Consider the following 17,403-nt stretch of genomic DNA (forward strand, 5'->3'; position numbering starts at 1 on the left):
ACGGGTCAGTTGCCGACGCGGCGGCGGACGTCCTGGAAGGCGGTGTAGTTGGCGATCAGCTCGATCTGACCGGGCGGGGCCAGCTGGACCGCCTCGTCGAGGGACTCGCAGACGCGGAAGTCCACGCCCGCGACCTCCAGGCGGACCGCCAGGTCGAGCTTGCGGTCGCCGAGGACCATGATCGGGTGGCCGGCGAGCCGCCCGTAGTCCACGTCCCACAGCCAGGAGGTGTCCGTGCCGTCGGCGCCGCGCGCGTTGACGGAGAGGATCACCGGCGTCGGCGGCTGGTCGATGAGGGAAAACGTTTCGAGCCAGCCGGCCGGGTTCTTCGCGAGCAGCAGCCGCAGCTCACGGTTCTGGAAGCTCACGACGTCGTAGCGGCCGGCCACGGCCTGCACCTGGTACATGCGCTCAAGGGCGACCTGCGGCGGGACGCCGAAGACGGCGGCGACGGCGGCCGAGGTGGCGGCGTTGGCCTTGTTGGCGCGGCCGGGCAGCTGGAGGTGGATCGGCCAGGCGGAACCGTGCGGGTCGAGCACGTGGTCGCCGTTGAGCGCCCAACTCGGCGCCGGGCGGCGGAATCCGCACTCGCCGCAGAACCAGTCGTCGCCGGGGCGCTGCATCACACCGCCGCAGGAGGGGCAGGACCAGGCGTCGTCCTTCCACTCCTGGCCCGCGGCGACCCACACGACGTTGGGGGAGGAGGAGGCGGCCCAGACGATCAGCGGGTCGTCGGCGTTGGCGATGACGACGGCCTTCGTACCGCTCAGACCCTCGCGCCACTTCTCGGCGAGCATCCGGGTCTCGGCGGCGCGGTCCAGCTGGTCGCGCGAGAGGTTGAGCAGCGCGATCGCCTTGGGCGTGGTGTCCCGGGCGACTCCGGCGAGGTACTTCTCGTCGACCTCGATCACGCCGTACTTGGCGTCCGAGCCGCCGGCCAGGGCCGAGGTGATGCCTGCGGGCATGTTCGCGCCGAGCGCGTTGGAGACGACGGGCCCGCTGGCCCGCAGCGCCTCGGCGATCAGCCGGGTCGTGGTCGTCTTGCCGTTGGTCGCCGAGACCAGGACGACATCCAGATGCTGGGCGAGCCGCGCCAGCAGATCGGGGTCGAGCTTGAGCGCCACCCGGCCGCCGATCACGGATCCGCTGCCGCGTCCGGCTGCCCGCGACACCGCGGCCGCGGCCTTGCCCGCCGTCACGGCCAGCTTGGCGCGCGGCGACAACGGCTCTGGATTACCGGGGTGTCCTGACATCTTCCTTGTTCCTCCTTGCGTCGGTCCGGGCTCAGCCTATCGAGATCCGGCCAGCGACCCGAACTGCGGCACCGCTGGACCCCGCGCCGAAACGACGAGGTCACAGCGGACCGTACCCTTACGCCCATGCGAAACCGGCCGATCCCCGGCAGTTCCGGCCACGTCCGAGCGATGACCCTGCTCGGCGAACCGGTGCTGCACACCCCCTGTGAACCCGTCGTCGACTTCGGTCCCGAGCTTGAGCGCCTTGTCGAGGACATGTTCGCCACGATGTACGCGGCGAACGGCGTCGGCCTCGCGGCCAACCAGGTGGGCGTGGGCCTGCGGGTCTTCGTGTACGACTGCCCGGACGACGACGAGGTGCGCCACCTCGGGCACCTGGTCAACCCGCGCCTGGTGGAGGCGGACGGCGACGTGATCCGGGGCGCCGAGGGTTGCCTGTCCCTGCCGGGCCTGGAGGCGCCGACCCCGCGTTACGACCGCGCGGTCGTCGAGGGCGTGCTCCTCGACGGCACCCCGGCACGCGTCGAGGGCACGGGCTTCTTCGCCCGCTGCCTCCAGCACGAGACGGACCACCTGGAGGGCGGGGTGTACGCGGACCACGTGACGGGGTGGCGCGGCTCGCGGCTGCGCCGCGCGATCCGGAAGGAGCCGTGGGGGCGCGGCGCGGAGGCCGCGGAGGTCCTGGACAGGTCCTAGGTCGTGTCCGGAGGGGGTGTCTCGCCGATCAGGCCGGGCTCACGATTTCTGGCACCGCCTAGAACCCCGGCGCCCCGTCCTTGTCGCCGGCCTCCGCCAGGCGGCCCCACAGGAGGTCCGCCAGGGCCTGGACCAACTCGGCGCGGGAGCACGGGCGTTCGCCGAGCCACCAGTCGCCGGCCGCGTGCATCATGCCGACGATGCCGTGGCCCCAGATCCGGGCCTGGGCGTCGCCGACCGGGCCGAGGTCGATGCGCTCGGCGATGACCTGGCCGAGCTCCTCGCCCATCCGCCGCAGCACCGGCGCCGAGTGGCGGCCCACGTCGAAGCCCTGCTCGGCCTGGTGCGTCTCCTCGGCCGGGTGCATGAGGAAGCGGTAGACCTGCGGCAGCGCCTCGATCGAGGCGAGGTAGGTGTCGAGCGTGGACTCGACCCGCCTGCGCCGGTCGGCCGGCGCGTCGAGCGCCGCCCGCAGCGCGGCGAGCAGCGCGTCGGTGTGCCGGGTCGCGAGCGCCCGGTAGAGCCCGCCCTTGTCGCCGAAGTGCCGGTAGAGGATGGGCTTGGTGATGCCCGCCTCCGCCGCGATGGCGTTCATCGAGGCCTTGGGGCCGTCCCGGAGCACGACCCGGTCCGCCGCCTCCAGCAGTTCACGGCGCCGCTGATCGGCCGGCTTCTGCTGTTCGGTGGTCCGGTGTGTGGTCTCCATAGCGCGTCTCCCCGCCCGTGCGAATTCCCTGAGGCTGTCGCAACGTAACACCCGAGCGGCACCCCGTGCCGCGCCGCCCGGAGTGCTCCGTCGCAGGTTGACAGGGCCTACCCGTGAGTAACACACTGCTGTTACCGCAAGTAACGCACTGCTGGGAGGGAACATGACCGAGTTCACGCTCGATCTCAATGACGACCAGAAGCAGGTCCGTGACTGGCTGCACGGATTCGCCGAGGACGTGATGCGCCCCGCCGCCGCCGAGTGGGACGAGCGTGAGGAGACTCCCTGGCCGATCATCCAGGAAGCCGCCAAGATCGGCATCTACTCTCTCGATTTCTATGCCCAGCAGTTCTTCGACCCGACCGGCCTCGGCATCCCGATGGCGATGGAGGAGCTCTTCTGGGGCGACGCGGGCATCGCCCTCTCCATCGTCGGCACCGGCCTCGCCGCCGTCGGCGTCCTCGCCAACGGCACCGAGGAGCAGATCGGCACCTGGATCCCGCAGATGTACGGCGACGTCGACGACGTCAAGGTCGCCGCCTTCTGCTCCTCCGAGCCCGACGCGGGCTCCGACGTGGCCGCGATGCGCACCCGGGCCGTCTACGACGAGGCCAAGGACGAGTGGGTCCTCAACGGCACCAAGACCTGGGCGACCAACGGCGGCATCGCCAACGTCCACGTCGTCGTCGCGGCCGTCGATCCCGAGCTCGGCTCCAAGGGTCACGCCTCCTTCATCGTGCCGCCGAACACCCCGGGCCTCTCCCAGGGGCAGAAGTTCCAGAAGCACGGCATCCGCGCCTCGCACACCGCCGAGGTCGTCCTCGAGAATGTCCGGATCCCCGGCCACTGCCTCCTCGGAGGCAAGGAGAAGCTGGACGAGCGCCTCGCCCGGGCCCGCGAGAAGGCGAAGGCGGGCGGGGGTGAGCGCGTGAAGAACGCGGCCATGGCCACCTTCGAGGCCTCCCGCCCCGCCGTCGGTGCGATGGCCGTCGGCACGGCCCGCGCCGCGTACGAGGTCGCTCTCGACTACGCCAAGACCCGTGAGCAGTTCGGCCGCCCGATCATCGACAACCAGGGCGTCGCCTTCCAGCTCGCCGACATGCGCACCCAGATCGACGCCGCCCGGCTCCTCGTCTGGCGCGCCTCCTGGATGGCGACCACCGGCAAGCCGTTCACCTCGGCCGAGGGCTCGATGTCCAAGCTGTACGCGAGCGAGGTCGCCAAGAAGGTCACCGGCCAGGCCATCCAGATCCTCGGCGGCAACGGCTACACCCGTGAGTACCCGGTGGAGCGCATGCACCGCGACGCGGCGATCTACACGATCTTCGAAGGCACGAGCGAGATCCAGCGTCTGGTGATCGCCCGCACCCTCTCGGGGATGCCGATCCGCTGACCGAGGGCAGTCCTCGAACGTGCGTTCCCTCTGGGCGGGTTCGGCCGTTATGATCTTGGTCGTAGCAGCAATCGCCGTACATCCCTGGGGGGAACCATGAACGTGATCAAGAAGGCCGCCACCACCGTCGGGGCCGCCGCCCTGGCCTTCGCCGGAGTGCTCGGAACCGCCGGCCAGGCGTCCGCCGCGTCGAACGGCCAGCAGATCCACTTCCACGACACCAGCGGCTCCGTCTACTCCATCCGCATCCAGGGATTCAACCAGAACGGCGACGTGGCCTCGGGCTGCTTCTCCACCCCGGGCCGGGACACCTGGGTCGGCGGCTGGTGGTGGAAGGGCGAGGTCACCGTCACGTTCTACAAGTCCGCCGGCTGCTCCTTCGCCACGTACTACGGCGACACCAACGCCTGGGTGCCCACCTCGCAGAGCGGCGACTGGACGAGCGTCTACTCCTGACCCTTCGCCGTACTTGTCCTGACCCACAGCCGTACGCGATGACGGGCCGTCGGTTCTCCGACGGTCCGTCGTCGCACGCCGGCCCGGTACGACGGGTCACACGACGCAGAACTCGTTGCCCTCCGGGTCCTGGAGCACCACCGCGTAGTAGTCCATGCCGTCGGGCTCGTCCATCGTGTACAGGATCGTCGCGCCCAGGGCCGTCAGACGCGCGACCTCGCCGTCCACGCGCTCGCGCCGCAGCGCGAGCGGGACCTCGCGTCCGCCGCCGACCTTCAGGTCCAGGTGCACCCGGTTCTTGACCGTCTTCGGCTCCGGGACCTGCTGGAACCAGACCCTCGGCCCGATCCCCTTCGGGTCCACGATCGACTCGGGCAGGTCGCCGGCCCCCTCGGTCAGCTCCTCCTCGGGCACCCCGAGCGCCTCCCAGTACGCGCGCCAGGTCGCGTACCCCTCGGGCGGCGGCTGCGGTACGTAGCGCAGGGCCTCCGCCCAGAAGGGGACGAGGCGTTGGGGCTCCGCGCAGTCGATGGTGATCTGCATCGTCATCTCGATCGGTTCCATGGGACGAGTCTCCCCGACCCCACTGACAGTCGGCCCGAGCTGCGGGACAATCGCCGCCGGTGACGATCAAGGGGGAACGTACCCATGGCTACGACCACGACAGCCATCCCGGGACCGGCGGGGCTTCCGCTGCTCGGCTCGATGCTCGACCTCAAGAACGACTCGCTCGGCACGTTCCTGAACGCCCAGCGCGCCCACGGAGACGTCGTCCGGATCACGGCGGGACCGCCGGGGGTGCGGGCCGTCATCTACGGCATCTTCTCCGCGGAGGGGGCCCAGCAGGTCCTCGCCACCCAGTCCGCCAACTTCCGCAAGGACAACGCTTTCTACCAGGAGCTCCGCGAGTCTTTCGGCAACGGCCTGCTGACCAGCCAGGACGAGGACTATCTGCGCCAGCGCCGACTCGTCCAGCCGCTCTTCACCCGCCGCCGCGTCGACAGCTACGCCGAGGCGATCGCCGTCGAGGCCGCGACCCTCAGCGAGGAGTGGCGCACCGCGCCCGACTCCACCGTCGACGTCCTCGCCGAGATGGCCCGGCTCGCGCTCCGCGCCGTCGCCCGCATCCTCTTCGGCACGGACGTCGAGGCCGCCGTCGCCATCGTCGAGCGCGCCTTCCCGGTCATGGGCGACTACGTCCTGCGCCGCGGCTTCTCGCCCCTCAACGTCCCCCGCGACTGGCCCACCCCCGGCAACAAGCGTGCCGCCGCCGCGCACGCGGAGCTGTACGCCGTCTGCGACCGCATCATCGCCGAGCGGCGCGAGGCCGGCGGGGCGGCCGCGGGCGACGACGAGGCGCAGGACCTGCTGACCCTCCTCGCCGAGGCCGAGAGCGCGGAGGACGGCAGCTTCGACGCCCAGGAACTGCGCGAGCAGGTCCTCGTGTTCCTGCTCGCGGGCCACGAGACCACCGCCACCTCGCTCGGCTTCGCCCTCCACCTGCTGGCCCGCCACCCCGACCAGCTCGAGCGCGCCCACGAGGAGGTCGACCGCGTCCTGGCCGGCCGTACTCCCGGCGCCGCCGACCTCGACGCCCTGCCCTTCCTCACCCAGGTCCTCAAGGAGGCCATGCGGCTCTTCCCGGCCGGGCCGGTCATCGGCCGCCGTGCGGTCGCCGCGATCGAGATCGACGGGCACACCATCCCGGCCGGCGCCGACGTGATCGTCGCCCCGTGGGTCACCCACCGGCACCCCGCGTACTGGGAGGACGCGGAGCGTTTCGACCCCGACCGCTTCACGCCCGAGGCCGAGGCGGCCCGCCCCCGCTACGCCTGGTTCCCGTTCGGCGGCGGCCCCCGCGCCTGCATCGGCCAGCACTTCTCGATGCTGGAGTCGGTCATCGCGCTCGCGATGATCCTGCAGAGCTACGACCTGGAGGCGATCGACACCGAGGTACCGGTCGACTCCGCCGTCACCCTCCGCGCCGCGGGCCCGGCACGCTGCCGTCTCACCCGCCGCGCCACGTAGGGCTGTCGGGCCGGGCCTACGGGCGGGTCGCGACGACCACCGTCGCGTACAGCTCATCCGAGGTGATCACCCGGGGCGCAAGGCCGTGCCCGGCGACCGCCTCGACCGCGCGGGCCGCCTGCTGCTCGGACGTCTCGACCAGCATGTGGCCGCCCGGCGCCAGCCAGCCGGCGGCCTCCGCCGCCACCCTGCGCAGCACGTCGAGCCCGTCCGCGCCGCCGTCGAGCGCGACCAGCGGCTCGTGCTCGCGCGCCTCGGGCGGCAGCAGCCCGATGTCCTCGGTCGGTACGTACGGCACGTTGGCGACCAGGACCTCCACCCGGCCGCGCAGCCCGGCCGGGAGCGGGGCGAACAGGTCGCCCTCGAAGACCCGGCCGCTGCGCGGCTCGATGTTCCGCCGGGCGCAGCGCACGGCGGCCGGCTCGATGTCCGAGGCGTACACCTCGGCGCCCGGCACGGCCGAGAGCAGCACCGCCCCGGCCGCGCCCGACCCGCAGCACAGGTCGACACAGAGCGCCCCGGGCCCGGCCAGGGCCACGGCCTGCTCGACGAGGAACTCCGTACGCCGCCGGGGCACGAACACGCCCGCGTCGACGTCGACGCGCAGCCCGGCGAAGGCCGCCCAGCCCACGACGTGCTCGATGGGCAGGCCGCCGGCCCGCCGCTCGATCATCGCGTCGAGTGCGGCGGCGTCCTCGGCGGTGGCGAAGAGCAGCTCCGCCTCGTCCTCCGCGAACACGCAGCCCGCCGCGCGGAGCCGCGAGACGGTGCCGTCCCACAGCGGGCCGGCGGGGTCGAGCGCGGTGGACATGTCCGATCGACCCATCAGGCGGACAGCAGCGCCTCGATGGCGGCGACGACCTCGGGGGCCTCCGGCTCGGTGCGCGGACGGAAGCGCGTGACCTGCCCGTCGCGGCCGATCAGGAACTTCTCGAAGTTCCACTGCACGTCCCCGGACTCGCCCTCCGCGTCCGCGACCTTGGTCAGCTCCGCGTAGAGCGGGTGCCGGTCCGCGCCGTTCACATCGGTCTTCTCCAGGAGCGGGAACGTCACGCCGTACGACGTGGAGCAGAAGGTCTGGATCTCCTCCGCGCTGCCCGGCTCCTGGCCCAGGAACTGGTTGCACGGCACACCGAGCACCGTGAAGCCGCGCTCCCCGTACTCCTTCTGCAGCCGCTCGAGCCCTGCGTACTGCGGCGTCAGACCGCACTTCGAGGCCACGTTGACGACCAGGACGGCCTGGTCGCGGTAGTCGGCGAGCGAGGTCGGGTCACCGGACAGGGTGCGCAGGGGGATGTCGTACAGGCTCATGGTCGGCTCCTCGTCGAGACGCGGTACTGGGCTGCGTTCACCCTACGACCCCCTGGTCACAGCTTCCGGAACAGCCCCTCCTGGACCACCGACACGAGCAGCCGGCCCTCGCGGTCGTAGATGCGGCCCCGGGCCAGGCCACGGCCGCCCGTCGCGATCGGGGACTCCTGGTCGTAGAGGAACCACTCGTCCGCGCGGAACGGGCGGTGGAACCACATCGCGTGGTCCAGGGACGCCATGTCGAAGCCGCGCGGCCCCCACAGCGGCTCGACCGGGATGCGGACCGCGTCCAGGAGCGTCATGTCGGAGGCGTACGTCAGCGCGCAGGTGTGGACCAGCGGGTCGTCGCCGAGCGGGCCCACCGCGCGCATCCACACGGCGCTGCGCGGGTCCGCGCCGGTGACCTCGTCCTTCGTCCAGCGCAGCCGGTCCACGTAGCGGATGTCGAAGGGCTGGCGCCGGGCCATCCGCTCCAGCGCCTCCGGCAGCACGCCCAGGTGGTCGCGGATCTCGTCGGCGAGCTTCGGCAGCGTCTCCGGGTCCGTCATGTGCCGGGGCGGCAGCTGGTGCTCGAAGCCCGCCTCCTCCGGCAGGTGGAAGGAGGCGGTCAGGTTGAAGATCGTCCGGCCCTGCTGGACCGCCGTGACCCGGCGGGTCGTGAACGAACGACCGTCCCGCACCCGCTCCACCTGGTAGACGATCGGGACGCCGGGCCGGCCGGGCCGCAGGAAGTACGAGTGCAGCGAGTGCACCGGCCGGTCGCCCTCCGTGGTCCGCCCGGCGGCCACCAGGGCCTGCCCCGCGACCTGGCCGCCGAAGACCCGCTGCAGCGACTCCTGCGGGCTCTGGCCACGGAAGATGTTGTCCTCGATCCGCTCCAGATCGAGCAGGTCGACGAGGCTCTCGGCGGGATTGGTCACCTGTCTGCTCCTTCTACAGCTGTCCGACGGACGTCACGCGGACGACCGCGCGGCCCTCCTCGTCGGAGGCCGCGAGATCCACCTCCGCGCTGATGCCCCAGTCATGGTCGCCGTTCGGGTCGGCGAAGGTCTGCCGGACGCGCCACAGCCCGTGCGCCGCGTCCTCCTCGATGTTGAGCAGCTTCGGGCCGCGCGCGTCCGGGCCGGTACCCAGGTCGTCGTACTCGTCCCAGTAGGCGTCCATCGCCTCGCCCCACGCGTCCGCGTCCCAGCCGGACTCGGCGTCGAGCTCGCCCAGCGCGTCCACGTTGTCCAGGGCCGCCAGCTCGACGCGGCGGAACATCGCGTTGCGCACCAGGACCCGGAAGGCGCGCGCGTTCGCCGTGACCGGCTTGACCTGGTCGGCCTTCTCCTGCGCCTCCTCGGCCGTCTGGATCTCCGGGTTGGCCAGCTGCTCCCACTCGTCGAGCAGCGAGGAGTCGACCTGGCGCACCATCTCGCCCAGCCACTCGATCAGGTCCTGGAGGTCCTCGGTCTTCAGGTCGTCCGGGATCGTGTGGTCGAGCGCCTTGTACGCGCTCGCCAGATAGCGCAGCACGATGCCCTCGGTCCGGGCCAGCTCGTACCAGGAGGTGAACTCCGTGAAGGACAGCGCCCGTTCGTACATGTCACGGATGACGGACTTCGGCGACACCGGGTGGTCGCCCACCCACGGGTGCGACTTCCGGTACACGTCGTACGCGTGCCAGAGCAGCTCGTCCAGCGGCTTCGGGTACGAGATGTCCTGGAGCCGCTCCATGCGCTCCTCGTACTCGATCCCGTCCGCCTTCATCTGGCCGACGGCCTCGCCGCGCGCCTTGTTCTGCATGGCGGCCAGGATCTGGCGCGGGTCGTCGAGCGTCGACTCGACGACCGAGACCATGTCCAGTGCGTACGAGGGGGATTCGGGGTCGAGCAGGTCGAACGCGGCCAGCGCGAACGTCGACAGCGGCTGGTTCAGCGCGAAGTCCTGCTGGAGGTCGACCGTGAGCCGGATCGTGCGGCCCTCGGCGTCCGGGGTCTCCAGCTGCTCCACCACACCGCCGTCGAGCAGCGAGCGGTAGATCGCGATGGCCCGGCGGATGTGCCGCAGCTGCGCCTTGCGCGGCTCGTGGTTGTCCTCGAGCAGCTTGCGCATCGCGTCGAAGGCGTTGCCCGGGCGGGCGATCACCGACAGCAGCATGATGTTGGTGACCTTGAAGCGGGAGGTCAGCGGCTCGGGGTCGGCGGCGATCAGCTTCTCGAACGTGGTGTCGCTCCAGGCGACGAAGCCCTCCGGGGCCTTCTTGCGCACCACCTTGCGGCGCTTCTTCGGGTCGTCGCCCGCCTTGGCGAGCGCCTTCTCGTTCTCGATGACGTGCTCGGGCGCCTGCGCGACCACGAAACCGGCCGTGTCGAAGCCCGCCCGGCCGGCCCGGCCCGCGATCTGGTGGAACTCCCGCGCGCGCAGCGTCCGCACCCGGTTGCCGTCGTACTTGGTGAGCGCGGTGAACAGCACCGTACGGATGGGCACGTTGACGCCCACGCCGAGCGTGTCCGTCCCGCAGATCACCTTCAGCAGACCCGCCTGCGCCAGCTTCTCCACCAGGCGCCGGTACTTCGGCAGCATGCCCGCGTGGTGCACGCCGATGCCGTGCCGGACGTAACGCGAGAGGTTCTGGCCGAACTTGGTGGTGAAGCGGAAGTTGCCGATCAGCTCGGCGATCTTGTCCTTCTCCTCGCGCGAGCACATGTTGATGCTCATCAGCGACTGCGCCCGCTCGACGGCCTGCGCCTGAGTGAAGTGGACGATGTAGACCGGGGCCTGCTTGGTCTCCAGGAGCTCGGTCAGCGTGTCCGTGATGGGCGTGAGCTCGTACTCGTACGAGAGCGGCACCGGCCGCGTCGCGGAGCGGACCACCGAGGTGGGCCGGCCCGTGCGCCGGGTCAGGTCCTTCTCGAACATCGACACGTCGCCGAGCGTCGCCGACATCAGGACGAACTGCGCCTGCGGGAGTTCCAGGATCGGGATCTGCCAGGCCCAGCCCCGGTCCGGCTCCGCGTAGAAGTGGAACTCGTCCATGACGACCTGGCCGATGTCGGCGTGCTTGCCGTCCCGCAGCGCGATCGAGGCGAGGACCTCGGCCGTGCAGCAGATGACGGGCGCGTCGGCGTTCACGGACGCGTCGCCGGTCAGCATGCCCACGTTCTCGGTGCCGAAGAGCTTGCACAGCTCGAAGAACTTCTCCGACACCAGCGCCTTGATCGGCGCGGTGTAGAAGGTGACCTGGTCATTGGCCAGCGCCGTGAAGTGCGCACCCGCCGCGACCAGCGACTTTCCCGAACCGGTGGGCGTGGACAAGATCACGTTCGCCCCGGAGACCACCTCGATCAGCGCCTCTTCCTGGGCCGGGTAGAGCGTGATGCCCCGGCCCTCCGCCCAGGAGGAGAAAGCCTCGAAGAGGGCGTCGGGGTCGGCGTTCGGCGGCAGCTGATCGATAAGGGTCACGCCCCCATCTTGCCTGGATTCCGCCCGGATGAGGGAACCGGCCACCGGCCGGAAGATCACGGACGATACGCTGACCCGTCGACCGGTCGTCAACTGAGCGCCGGCACCGGAGGAATGGGGCGGGGACAACCATGATGGGACCGGCGCACTCGCTGTCCGGAGCGGCGGCCTGGCTTGGCGTCGGAGCGGCCGCGGCCGCCGCCGGCCACCCCATGCCGTGGCCGGTTGTCGTCGTCGGAGCGCTCATCTGCGCGGGCGCGGCCCTCGCGCCCGACCTCGACCACAAGTCCGCGACCATCTCGCGCGCCTTCGGACCGGTCTCCAAGGGCCTGTGCGAGATCGTCGACAAGCTCTCGTACGCGGTCTACAAGGCGACCCGCTCCACCGCCGACCCCCGCCGCTCCGGCGGGCACCGCACGCTCACCCACACCTGGCTCTGGGCGGTCCTCATCGGCGCCGGAACCTCGGTCCTGGCCATCACCGGCGGCCGCTGGGCGGTCCTCGCCATCCTCTTCGTGCACGTCGTGCTCGCCGTGGAAGGTCTGCTGTGGCGGGCCGCCCGGATGTCCAGCGACATCCTGGTCTGGCTGCTCGGCGCCACCAGCGCCTGGATCCTCGCGGGCGTCCTCGACCAGCCGGGCAACGGCGCCGACTGGCTCTTCACCGCGCCCGGGCAGGAGTACCTGTGGCTGGGACTGCCGATCGTCCTCGGCGCCCTCGTGCACGACATCGGCGACGCCCTGACCGTCTCCGGCTGCCCGATCCTGTGGCCGATCCCGGTCGGTCGCAAGCGCTGGTACCCGGTCGGCCCGCCGAAGGGCATGCGGTTCCGCGCGGGCAGCTGGGTCGAGCTGAAGGTGCTGATGCCGGCGTTCATGCTGCTCGGCGGCGTGGGCGGGGCCTCGGCGCTCGGATATCTGTAGGACCGTGAAACGTGTGGGCCCGCCCCTCCCGGGGGCGGGCCCACACGCATGTCACCCGTGCCACGACCTCCACAGCGCCGCGTACGCGCCGTCGGCCGCGACCAGCTCGTCGTGGCTGCCCAGCTCGCTGATCCGGCCCTCCTCGACCACCGCGATCACGTCCGCGTCGTGCGCCGTGTGCAGCCGGTGGGCGATCGCGACGACCGTACGGCCGTCCAGGACCCGGGCCAGCGAGCGCTCCAGATGACGGGCCGCCCTCGGGTCGAGGAGCGAGGTCGCCTCGTCCAGGACCAGCGTGTGCGGGTCCGCGAGGACAAGGCGGGCCAGGGCGATCTGCTGGGCCTGCGCCGGGGTGAGCGCGAGCCCGCCCGAGCCGACCTCGGTGTCCAGGCCCTCCTCCAGGGCCCGCGCCCAGCCGTCCGCGTCGACCGCGCCGAGCGCCGCCCACAGCTCGCCGTCCTCCGCGCCCGTCCGCGCGAGCAGCAGGTTGTCGCGGAGCGAACCGACGAAGACGTGGTGCTCCTGGTTGACCAGGGCCACGTGCTCGCGGATCCGCTCGGCCGGCATGCTCGCCAGCTCGGCCGCGCCGAGCGTCACCGAACCGGTGCGCGGGGCGTAGATGCCCGCGAGCAGCCGGCCGAGCGTCGACTTGCCGGCGCCTGAAGGGCCGACGAGCGCGAGCCGGGTGCCGGGGGCGAGGTCCATCGACACCTGGTGCAGCACGTCGACGCCCTCGCGGTAGCCGAAGCGCACCTCGTCGGCCCGGACGTCGCGGCCCTCGGGGCGCACGGCCTCGTCGCCCGCGTCCGGCTCGATCTCGTGGACGCCCACGAGCCGGGCCAGCGACACCTGGGCCACCTGCAGCTCGTCGTACCAGCGCAGGATGATCCCGACCGGATCGACCAGCATCTGGGCCAGCAGCGCGCCCGTGGTCAGCTGGCCGACGTCGATCCAGCCCTGGAGCACGAACACCCCGCCGAGCAGCAGGACGCCCGACAGGACGAGGGTGTGGGTGAGGTTGACGACCGGGAACAGCACCGAACGCAGGAAGAGGGTGTACCGCTCCCACGCCGTCCACTCGCGGATCCGCCGGTTCGACAGACCCACCCGCCGGCCGCCCAGGCGGTGCGCCTCGACCGTGCGGCCCGCGTCGACCGTCTCGGCGAGGACCGAGGCGACCGCCGCGTATCCGGCGGCCTCCGAGCGGTACGCCGACGGCGCCCGCCGGAAGTACCAGCGGCAGCCGACGACGAGCAGCGGGGCCGCGATCACGATCGCCACGGCGAGCGGGGGCGCGGTGACGAGGAGACCGCCGACCAGCAGACCGGCCCAGACGACACCGATCGCCAACTGGGGGACGGCCTCCCGCATGGCGTTGGCGAGCCGGTCGATGTCCGTGGTGATACGGGACAGCAGGTCACCGGTCCCGGCCCGCTCCAGGACGCCGGGCGGCAGCCCGACCGACCGGACGAGGAAGTCCTCGCGCAGGTCGGCGAGCATCTCCTCGCCCAGCATCGCGCCGCGCAGCCGGACCAGCCGCACGAAGAGGGTCTGGACGAGGAGAGCGGCCACGAACAGGGCGACCGTGCGCGTCAGGTGGAGCTCGCGCGACCCCTCCGAGAGCCGCTCGACGACCGTGCCGAGGAGGTACGGGCCCACCATCGAGGCGGTCACCGCGATCGCGTTCACGCCGACGAGCAGGGCGAACGCCGTGCGGTGGCGGCGCAGCAGCTCGCGTACGTAGCCGCGCACGGTCGCCGTCGTGCCCACGGGCAGGGTCGTCGCCGACGTGGGGGCCGCCGGGTCGTACGCCGGTGGCGCCAGGCCGATCATGCCGACTCTCCTTCCAGCTCGGCTTCGAGCTTCTCGGCTTCGAGGTTCGTCTCCAACACCTGTTTCTCCAGGGCCTGTTCGTCGTCCGTCTCGCGGGTGACGACGGCCCGGTAGCGCGGTTCGGTCCGCAGCAGCTCGCGGTGGGTGCCGACGGCCACCACCTCGTCGTCGTGGACCAGGGCCACCCGGTCCGCCCGGTCCAGCAGCAGCGGCGAGGACGCCAGGACCACCGTCGTACGCCCTTCGCGCAGCCCGTGCACCCCGGCGGCGACGCGCGCCTCGGTGTGTGAGTCGACCGCCGAGGTCGGCTCGTCGAGCACCAGCACCTCCGGGTCCGTCACCAGGGAGCGGGCCAGCGCGAGGCGCTGGCGCTGGCCACCGGAGAGGGACCGGCCGCGCTCGGTGATCCGCGTCCGCATCGGGTCGCCGTCGGTGTCCACGGACGCCTGCGCGAGCGCGTCCAGGACGTCCCCGCACTGCGCCGCCGCGAGGGCGTCGTCGGGCGTGACCTTGCCCGAGGACGGCACGTCGAGGAGCTCGTGGAGCGTGCCGGAGAGCAGGACCGGGTCCTTGTCCTGGACCAGGACGGCCGTACGGGCGGTGTCCAGGTCCAGTTCGTCGAGCGGCACCCCGCCGAGCAGGACCGAGGTGTGGCCCTCGCCCGGCTCCGTCGGGTGGCCGCCGAGCCGGTCCGCGAGTCGGCCGGCCGCGTCCGGGTCGCCGCAGACGACGGCGGTGAAGCGGCCGGCGGGCGCGAGCAGACCGGTCACCGGGTCGTACAGGTCGCCCGTCGCCTCGCCGTGCCCGTCCGCGGGCGCCGTCGTCGTACTGGTCCGCGCGAGCCCGAGGACCCGGGCCGCGCGCTTGGCGGAGGGCCGGGAGAAGGAGTACGCCATGGCGATTTCCTCGAAGTGCCGCAGCGGATGGAGCATCAGCGCCACCGCGCCGTAGACCGTGACCAGTTCACCGACCGCGATCCGCCCGTCGAGCGCGAGCCGCGCCCCGTAGGCGAGCACGCCCACCATGAGCAGACCGGGGAGCAGGACCTGGACGGCCGCGATCAGGGCCCACATCCGGGCGCTGCGGACGGCCGCGCGCCGGACCTCCTGGGAGGCGGCGCGGTAGCGGCCGAGGAACAGCTCCTCGCCGCCGATGCCCCGCAGCACCCGCAGCCCTGCCACGGTGTCGGAGGCCAGCTCGGTCGCCCGGCCGGCCTTCTCGCGCTGGATGTCGGCCCTGCGCGTGGCGCGGGGGAGGAGCGGCAGGACGGCCAGCATCAGCACCGGCACGCCCACCGCCACGACCACGCCGAGGGCGGGCTGGTAGACCACGAGGCCCACGCAGACCAGGACCACGGTGAGCGCGGCGGCGGCGAACCGGGACAGCGCCTCGACGAACCAGCCGATCTTCTCGACGTCGCCGGTGGAGACGGCCACGACCTCACCGGCGGCGACCCGCCGGGTGAGGACCGAGCCGAGTTCGGCGGTCTTGCGCGAGAGGAGCTGCTGGACGCGGGCGGCGGCGGTGATCCAGTTCGTCACGGCGACGCGGTGCAGCATCATGTCGCCGACCGCGATGCCCGCGCCGAGCACGGCGAGCAGCCCGCCCACGAGCGCGAGCCGTCCGCCGTCGCGGTCCACGACGGCCTGCACGGCGAGGCCGACGGCGAGGGAGAGGCCGACGATGGAGAGCTGCAGGAGCAGACCCCACAGAAGTGCCTTCACCTGACCGCCCAGTTGACGGCGGCCGAGCCAGAGGAGGAACCGGGTGCCCGAGCGGACATCGGGGACCCCTGGGTCGGCGTACGGTAGATCGCGAATCTGCATGGCGTCCCGGGATTCCGATGTGTCGGGGGATGGCTGAAACCGTGCAAGGTTCGCGCCGGGCGACGGCCCTCGGCAACCGATTTTCCGCATCGAGGTACAGAACAGGCCAAGGTCGGCCAGACCCTCCCGGGCTCTCGCGCGGCCGCCCTCGTTTTCGCCACGGACCCCTGTGCAGCCATCGGCGGAGCCCCTACTCTCTCCCTCCAGAGAGCGCTCTCAACGCGCCACTCGGAGAGTTCTCGGCACCGCCATGAGCACCTGATGTTCCCACCCCACGCCACAGGAACAGCAGAAGGGTTCACGACTGTGAGACGAACCAGTGGAACCGGCCGCGCCGGGAGAACCGGCATACGGACCGTCCTCTCCGCCCTCCTCCTCGTCGCCACCTGGGGCGGCGCCGCGCTCGCCCCCTCGACCGCCGCCGCCGCGGCCCCCGATCCCGACGCCTCACCCGGACTGATCGCCGCCATGCAGCGCGACCTCGGCCTCACCGAGCAGGCGCGCACCCGCCTCGCCCAGGAGAAGGCGGCGTTCGCCGTCCAGCCCTCGGCCGAACGGGCGGCGGGCGGCGACTTCGCGGGCACCTGGTTCGACGCCGACAGCGGCAGGCTCACCGTCGCCGTGACGAACCGCCAGAAGGCCGAGGCCGTAAGGAAGACCGGCGCCGACGCCAAGGTCGTCACCCACTCCGCGGACCGGCTCGACGCGGTCAAGCGCCGCATCGACCGCCTCAAGGCACCAGCCGCCGTGGGCAGTTGGCACGTCGACGTGCGCACCAACCAGGTCGTCGTCCAGGTCGCCGCCGACCGGGCCGGCAAGGACGACGTCAAGGCCTTCCTCGACCGCGCCCGCGCCGCCGGACCCGTACGGATCGAGACGGTGAACGCGACGCCGACCACCTTCGCCGCCGGGACCGTCGGCGGAGACCCGTACTACACCCACCAGTACCGCTGCTCCATCGGCTTCTCGGTGCACGGCGGCTTCGTCACGGCCGGGCACTGCGGCACCCCCGGCACCTTCGTGCGCGGCTGGGACGGCTCCGACATGGGCTGGTTCCAGGGCTCCTCGTTCCCCGGCGACGACATGGCGTGGGTGAGCACCGGCTACGGCTGGTGGACCGTGCCCGTCGTGCTCGGCTGGGGGCAGACCTCGGACCGGCTGGTGCGCGGCTCGTGGGAGGCCCCGGTCGGCTCCTCCATCTGCCGCTCCGGCTCCACGACCAAGTGGCACTGCGGCACGGTGCTCGGCAAGAACGAGACCGTCAACTACGACGTGGGCGCGGTCCATCAAATGACCCGTACCGACGTCTGCGCCGAGGGCGGCGACTCGGGCGGCTCGTTCATCACCGGCGACCAGGCCCAGGGCGTGACGTCCGGCGGCTGGGGCAACTGCTCCTCGGGCGGCAACACCTGGTTCCAGCCGGTCAACGAGATCCTGGGCCGCTACGGGCTGACCCTGCACACGGCGTGACCAGCCGTACCCCCTGATCTGTCGCCTCCCCGCGGCAGAGACGGCCGCACCCGCTCCC

Annotated in this window: 15 protein-coding genes; 6 read left to right on the forward strand and 9 right to left on the reverse strand. The window is 72.0% G+C overall.

Annotated elements, in window-relative coordinates; translation table 11 throughout:
• Nucleotides 1-5: 5 nt before the first annotated feature.
• Nucleotides 6-1,253 (reverse strand): MurT ligase domain-containing protein, encoded by a 1,248-nt coding sequence (locus AB0F56_RS17290; protein WP_362009896.1) that lies wholly within the window; start codon nt 1,251-1,253, stop codon nt 6-8.
• A 126-nt stretch (nt 1,254-1,379) separates the two neighbouring features.
• Here AB0F56_RS17290 and def point away from each other — a divergent pair, with 126 nt between their 5' ends.
• Nucleotides 1,380-1,952 carry a peptide deformylase gene (gene def, locus AB0F56_RS17295; protein ID WP_362009899.1) on the forward strand — a complete coding sequence of 191 codons (573 nt, stop codon included), beginning with the start codon at nt 1,380-1,382 and terminating at the stop codon, nt 1,950-1,952.
• Nucleotides 1,953-2,010: 58 nt separating this feature from the next.
• On the opposite strand, the gene AB0F56_RS17300 is transcribed toward def, so the two are convergent.
• Nucleotides 2,011-2,658 (reverse strand): TetR family transcriptional regulator, encoded by a 648-nt coding sequence (locus AB0F56_RS17300; RefSeq protein WP_362009902.1) that lies wholly within the window; start codon nt 2,656-2,658, stop codon nt 2,011-2,013.
• A gap of 163 nt (nt 2,659-2,821) precedes the next feature.
• Between AB0F56_RS17300 and AB0F56_RS17305 the strand changes: the two genes are divergently transcribed.
• Together AB0F56_RS17305 and AB0F56_RS17310 are read left to right on the forward strand one after the other, a co-directional pair.
• The gene (locus AB0F56_RS17305; RefSeq protein ID WP_362009905.1) at nt 2,822-4,051 is read left to right on the forward strand and encodes an acyl-CoA dehydrogenase family protein; all 1,230 of its coding nucleotides are present in this window, start codon (nt 2,822-2,824) and stop codon (nt 4,049-4,051) included.
• 96 nt (nt 4,052-4,147) lie between these two features.
• Nucleotides 4,148-4,507 carry a hypothetical protein gene (locus tag AB0F56_RS17310; protein WP_362009908.1) on the forward strand — a complete coding sequence of 120 codons (360 nt, stop codon included), beginning with the start codon at nt 4,148-4,150 and terminating at the stop codon, nt 4,505-4,507.
• Nucleotides 4,508-4,603: 96 nt separating this feature from the next.
• Here the strand turns inward: AB0F56_RS17310 and AB0F56_RS17315 are convergent, their stop codons facing one another.
• Nucleotides 4,604-5,071, reverse strand: a complete 468-nt coding sequence (locus tag AB0F56_RS17315) for a VOC family protein (protein WP_362009911.1) — start codon at nt 5,069-5,071, stop codon at nt 4,604-4,606.
• An 84-nt stretch (nt 5,072-5,155) separates the two neighbouring features.
• Between AB0F56_RS17315 and AB0F56_RS17320 the strand changes: the two genes are divergently transcribed.
• Nucleotides 5,156-6,535, forward strand: a complete 1,380-nt coding sequence (locus tag AB0F56_RS17320) for a cytochrome P450 (protein WP_362009913.1) — start codon at nt 5,156-5,158, stop codon at nt 6,533-6,535.
• Between the two features lie 16 nt (nt 6,536-6,551).
• Here the strand turns inward: AB0F56_RS17320 and AB0F56_RS17325 are convergent, their stop codons facing one another.
• Genes AB0F56_RS17325 through AB0F56_RS17340 form a run of 4 tightly spaced genes read right to left on the reverse strand, consistent with a single transcriptional unit; the run spans nt 6,552 to nt 11,353 of the window.
• Nucleotides 6,552-7,346 (reverse strand): putative protein N(5)-glutamine methyltransferase, encoded by a 795-nt coding sequence (locus tag AB0F56_RS17325; RefSeq protein WP_362009916.1) that lies wholly within the window; start codon nt 7,344-7,346, stop codon nt 6,552-6,554.
• 14 nt (nt 7,347-7,360) lie between these two features.
• Nucleotides 7,361-7,846, reverse strand: a complete 486-nt coding sequence (locus AB0F56_RS17330; RefSeq protein WP_362009919.1) for a glutathione peroxidase — start codon at nt 7,844-7,846, stop codon at nt 7,361-7,363.
• A gap of 56 nt (nt 7,847-7,902) precedes the next feature.
• Nucleotides 7,903-8,766 carry an acyl-CoA thioesterase II gene (locus tag AB0F56_RS17335; protein WP_362009921.1) on the reverse strand — a complete coding sequence of 288 codons (864 nt, stop codon included), beginning with the start codon at nt 8,764-8,766 and terminating at the stop codon, nt 7,903-7,905.
• Between the two features lie 13 nt (nt 8,767-8,779).
• On the reverse strand, nt 8,780-11,353 hold the full coding sequence (locus tag AB0F56_RS17340) for a DUF3516 domain-containing protein (RefSeq protein ID WP_362009923.1): 2,574 nt from the start codon (nt 11,351-11,353) through the stop codon (nt 8,780-8,782).
• Nucleotides 11,354-11,424: 71 nt separating this feature from the next.
• Here AB0F56_RS17340 and AB0F56_RS17345 point away from each other — a divergent pair, with 71 nt between their 5' ends.
• A complete protein-coding gene (locus tag AB0F56_RS17345; RefSeq protein ID WP_362009925.1) occupies nt 11,425-12,216 on the forward strand; it encodes a metal-dependent hydrolase in 792 nt (263 codons plus the stop codon).
• Nucleotides 12,217-12,267: 51 nt separating this feature from the next.
• On the opposite strand, the gene AB0F56_RS17350 is transcribed toward AB0F56_RS17345, so the two are convergent.
• Both AB0F56_RS17350 and AB0F56_RS17355 read right to left on the reverse strand, forming a co-directional pair.
• Nucleotides 12,268-14,049 (reverse strand): ABC transporter ATP-binding protein, encoded by a 1,782-nt coding sequence (locus tag AB0F56_RS17350; protein WP_362009928.1) that lies wholly within the window; start codon nt 14,047-14,049, stop codon nt 12,268-12,270.
• Complete coding sequence (locus tag AB0F56_RS17355) at nt 14,046-15,875, reverse strand: ABC transporter ATP-binding protein (RefSeq protein ID WP_362009931.1); 1,830 nt, start codon at nt 15,873-15,875, stop codon at nt 14,046-14,048. Before AB0F56_RS17355 ends, AB0F56_RS17350 begins: the two co-directional genes overlap by 4 nt.
• Before the next feature lie 306 nt (nt 15,876-16,181).
• Here AB0F56_RS17355 and AB0F56_RS17360 point away from each other — a divergent pair, with 306 nt between their 5' ends.
• Complete coding sequence (locus AB0F56_RS17360) at nt 16,182-17,345, forward strand: S1 family peptidase (protein WP_362009933.1); 1,164 nt, start codon at nt 16,182-16,184, stop codon at nt 17,343-17,345.
• Nucleotides 17,346-17,403 lie beyond the last annotated feature (58 nt).

The sequence above is a fragment of the Streptomyces sp. NPDC026092 genome (genome assembly GCF_040638605.1).
GTDB lineage: Bacteria > Actinomycetota > Actinomycetes > Streptomycetales > Streptomycetaceae > Streptomyces.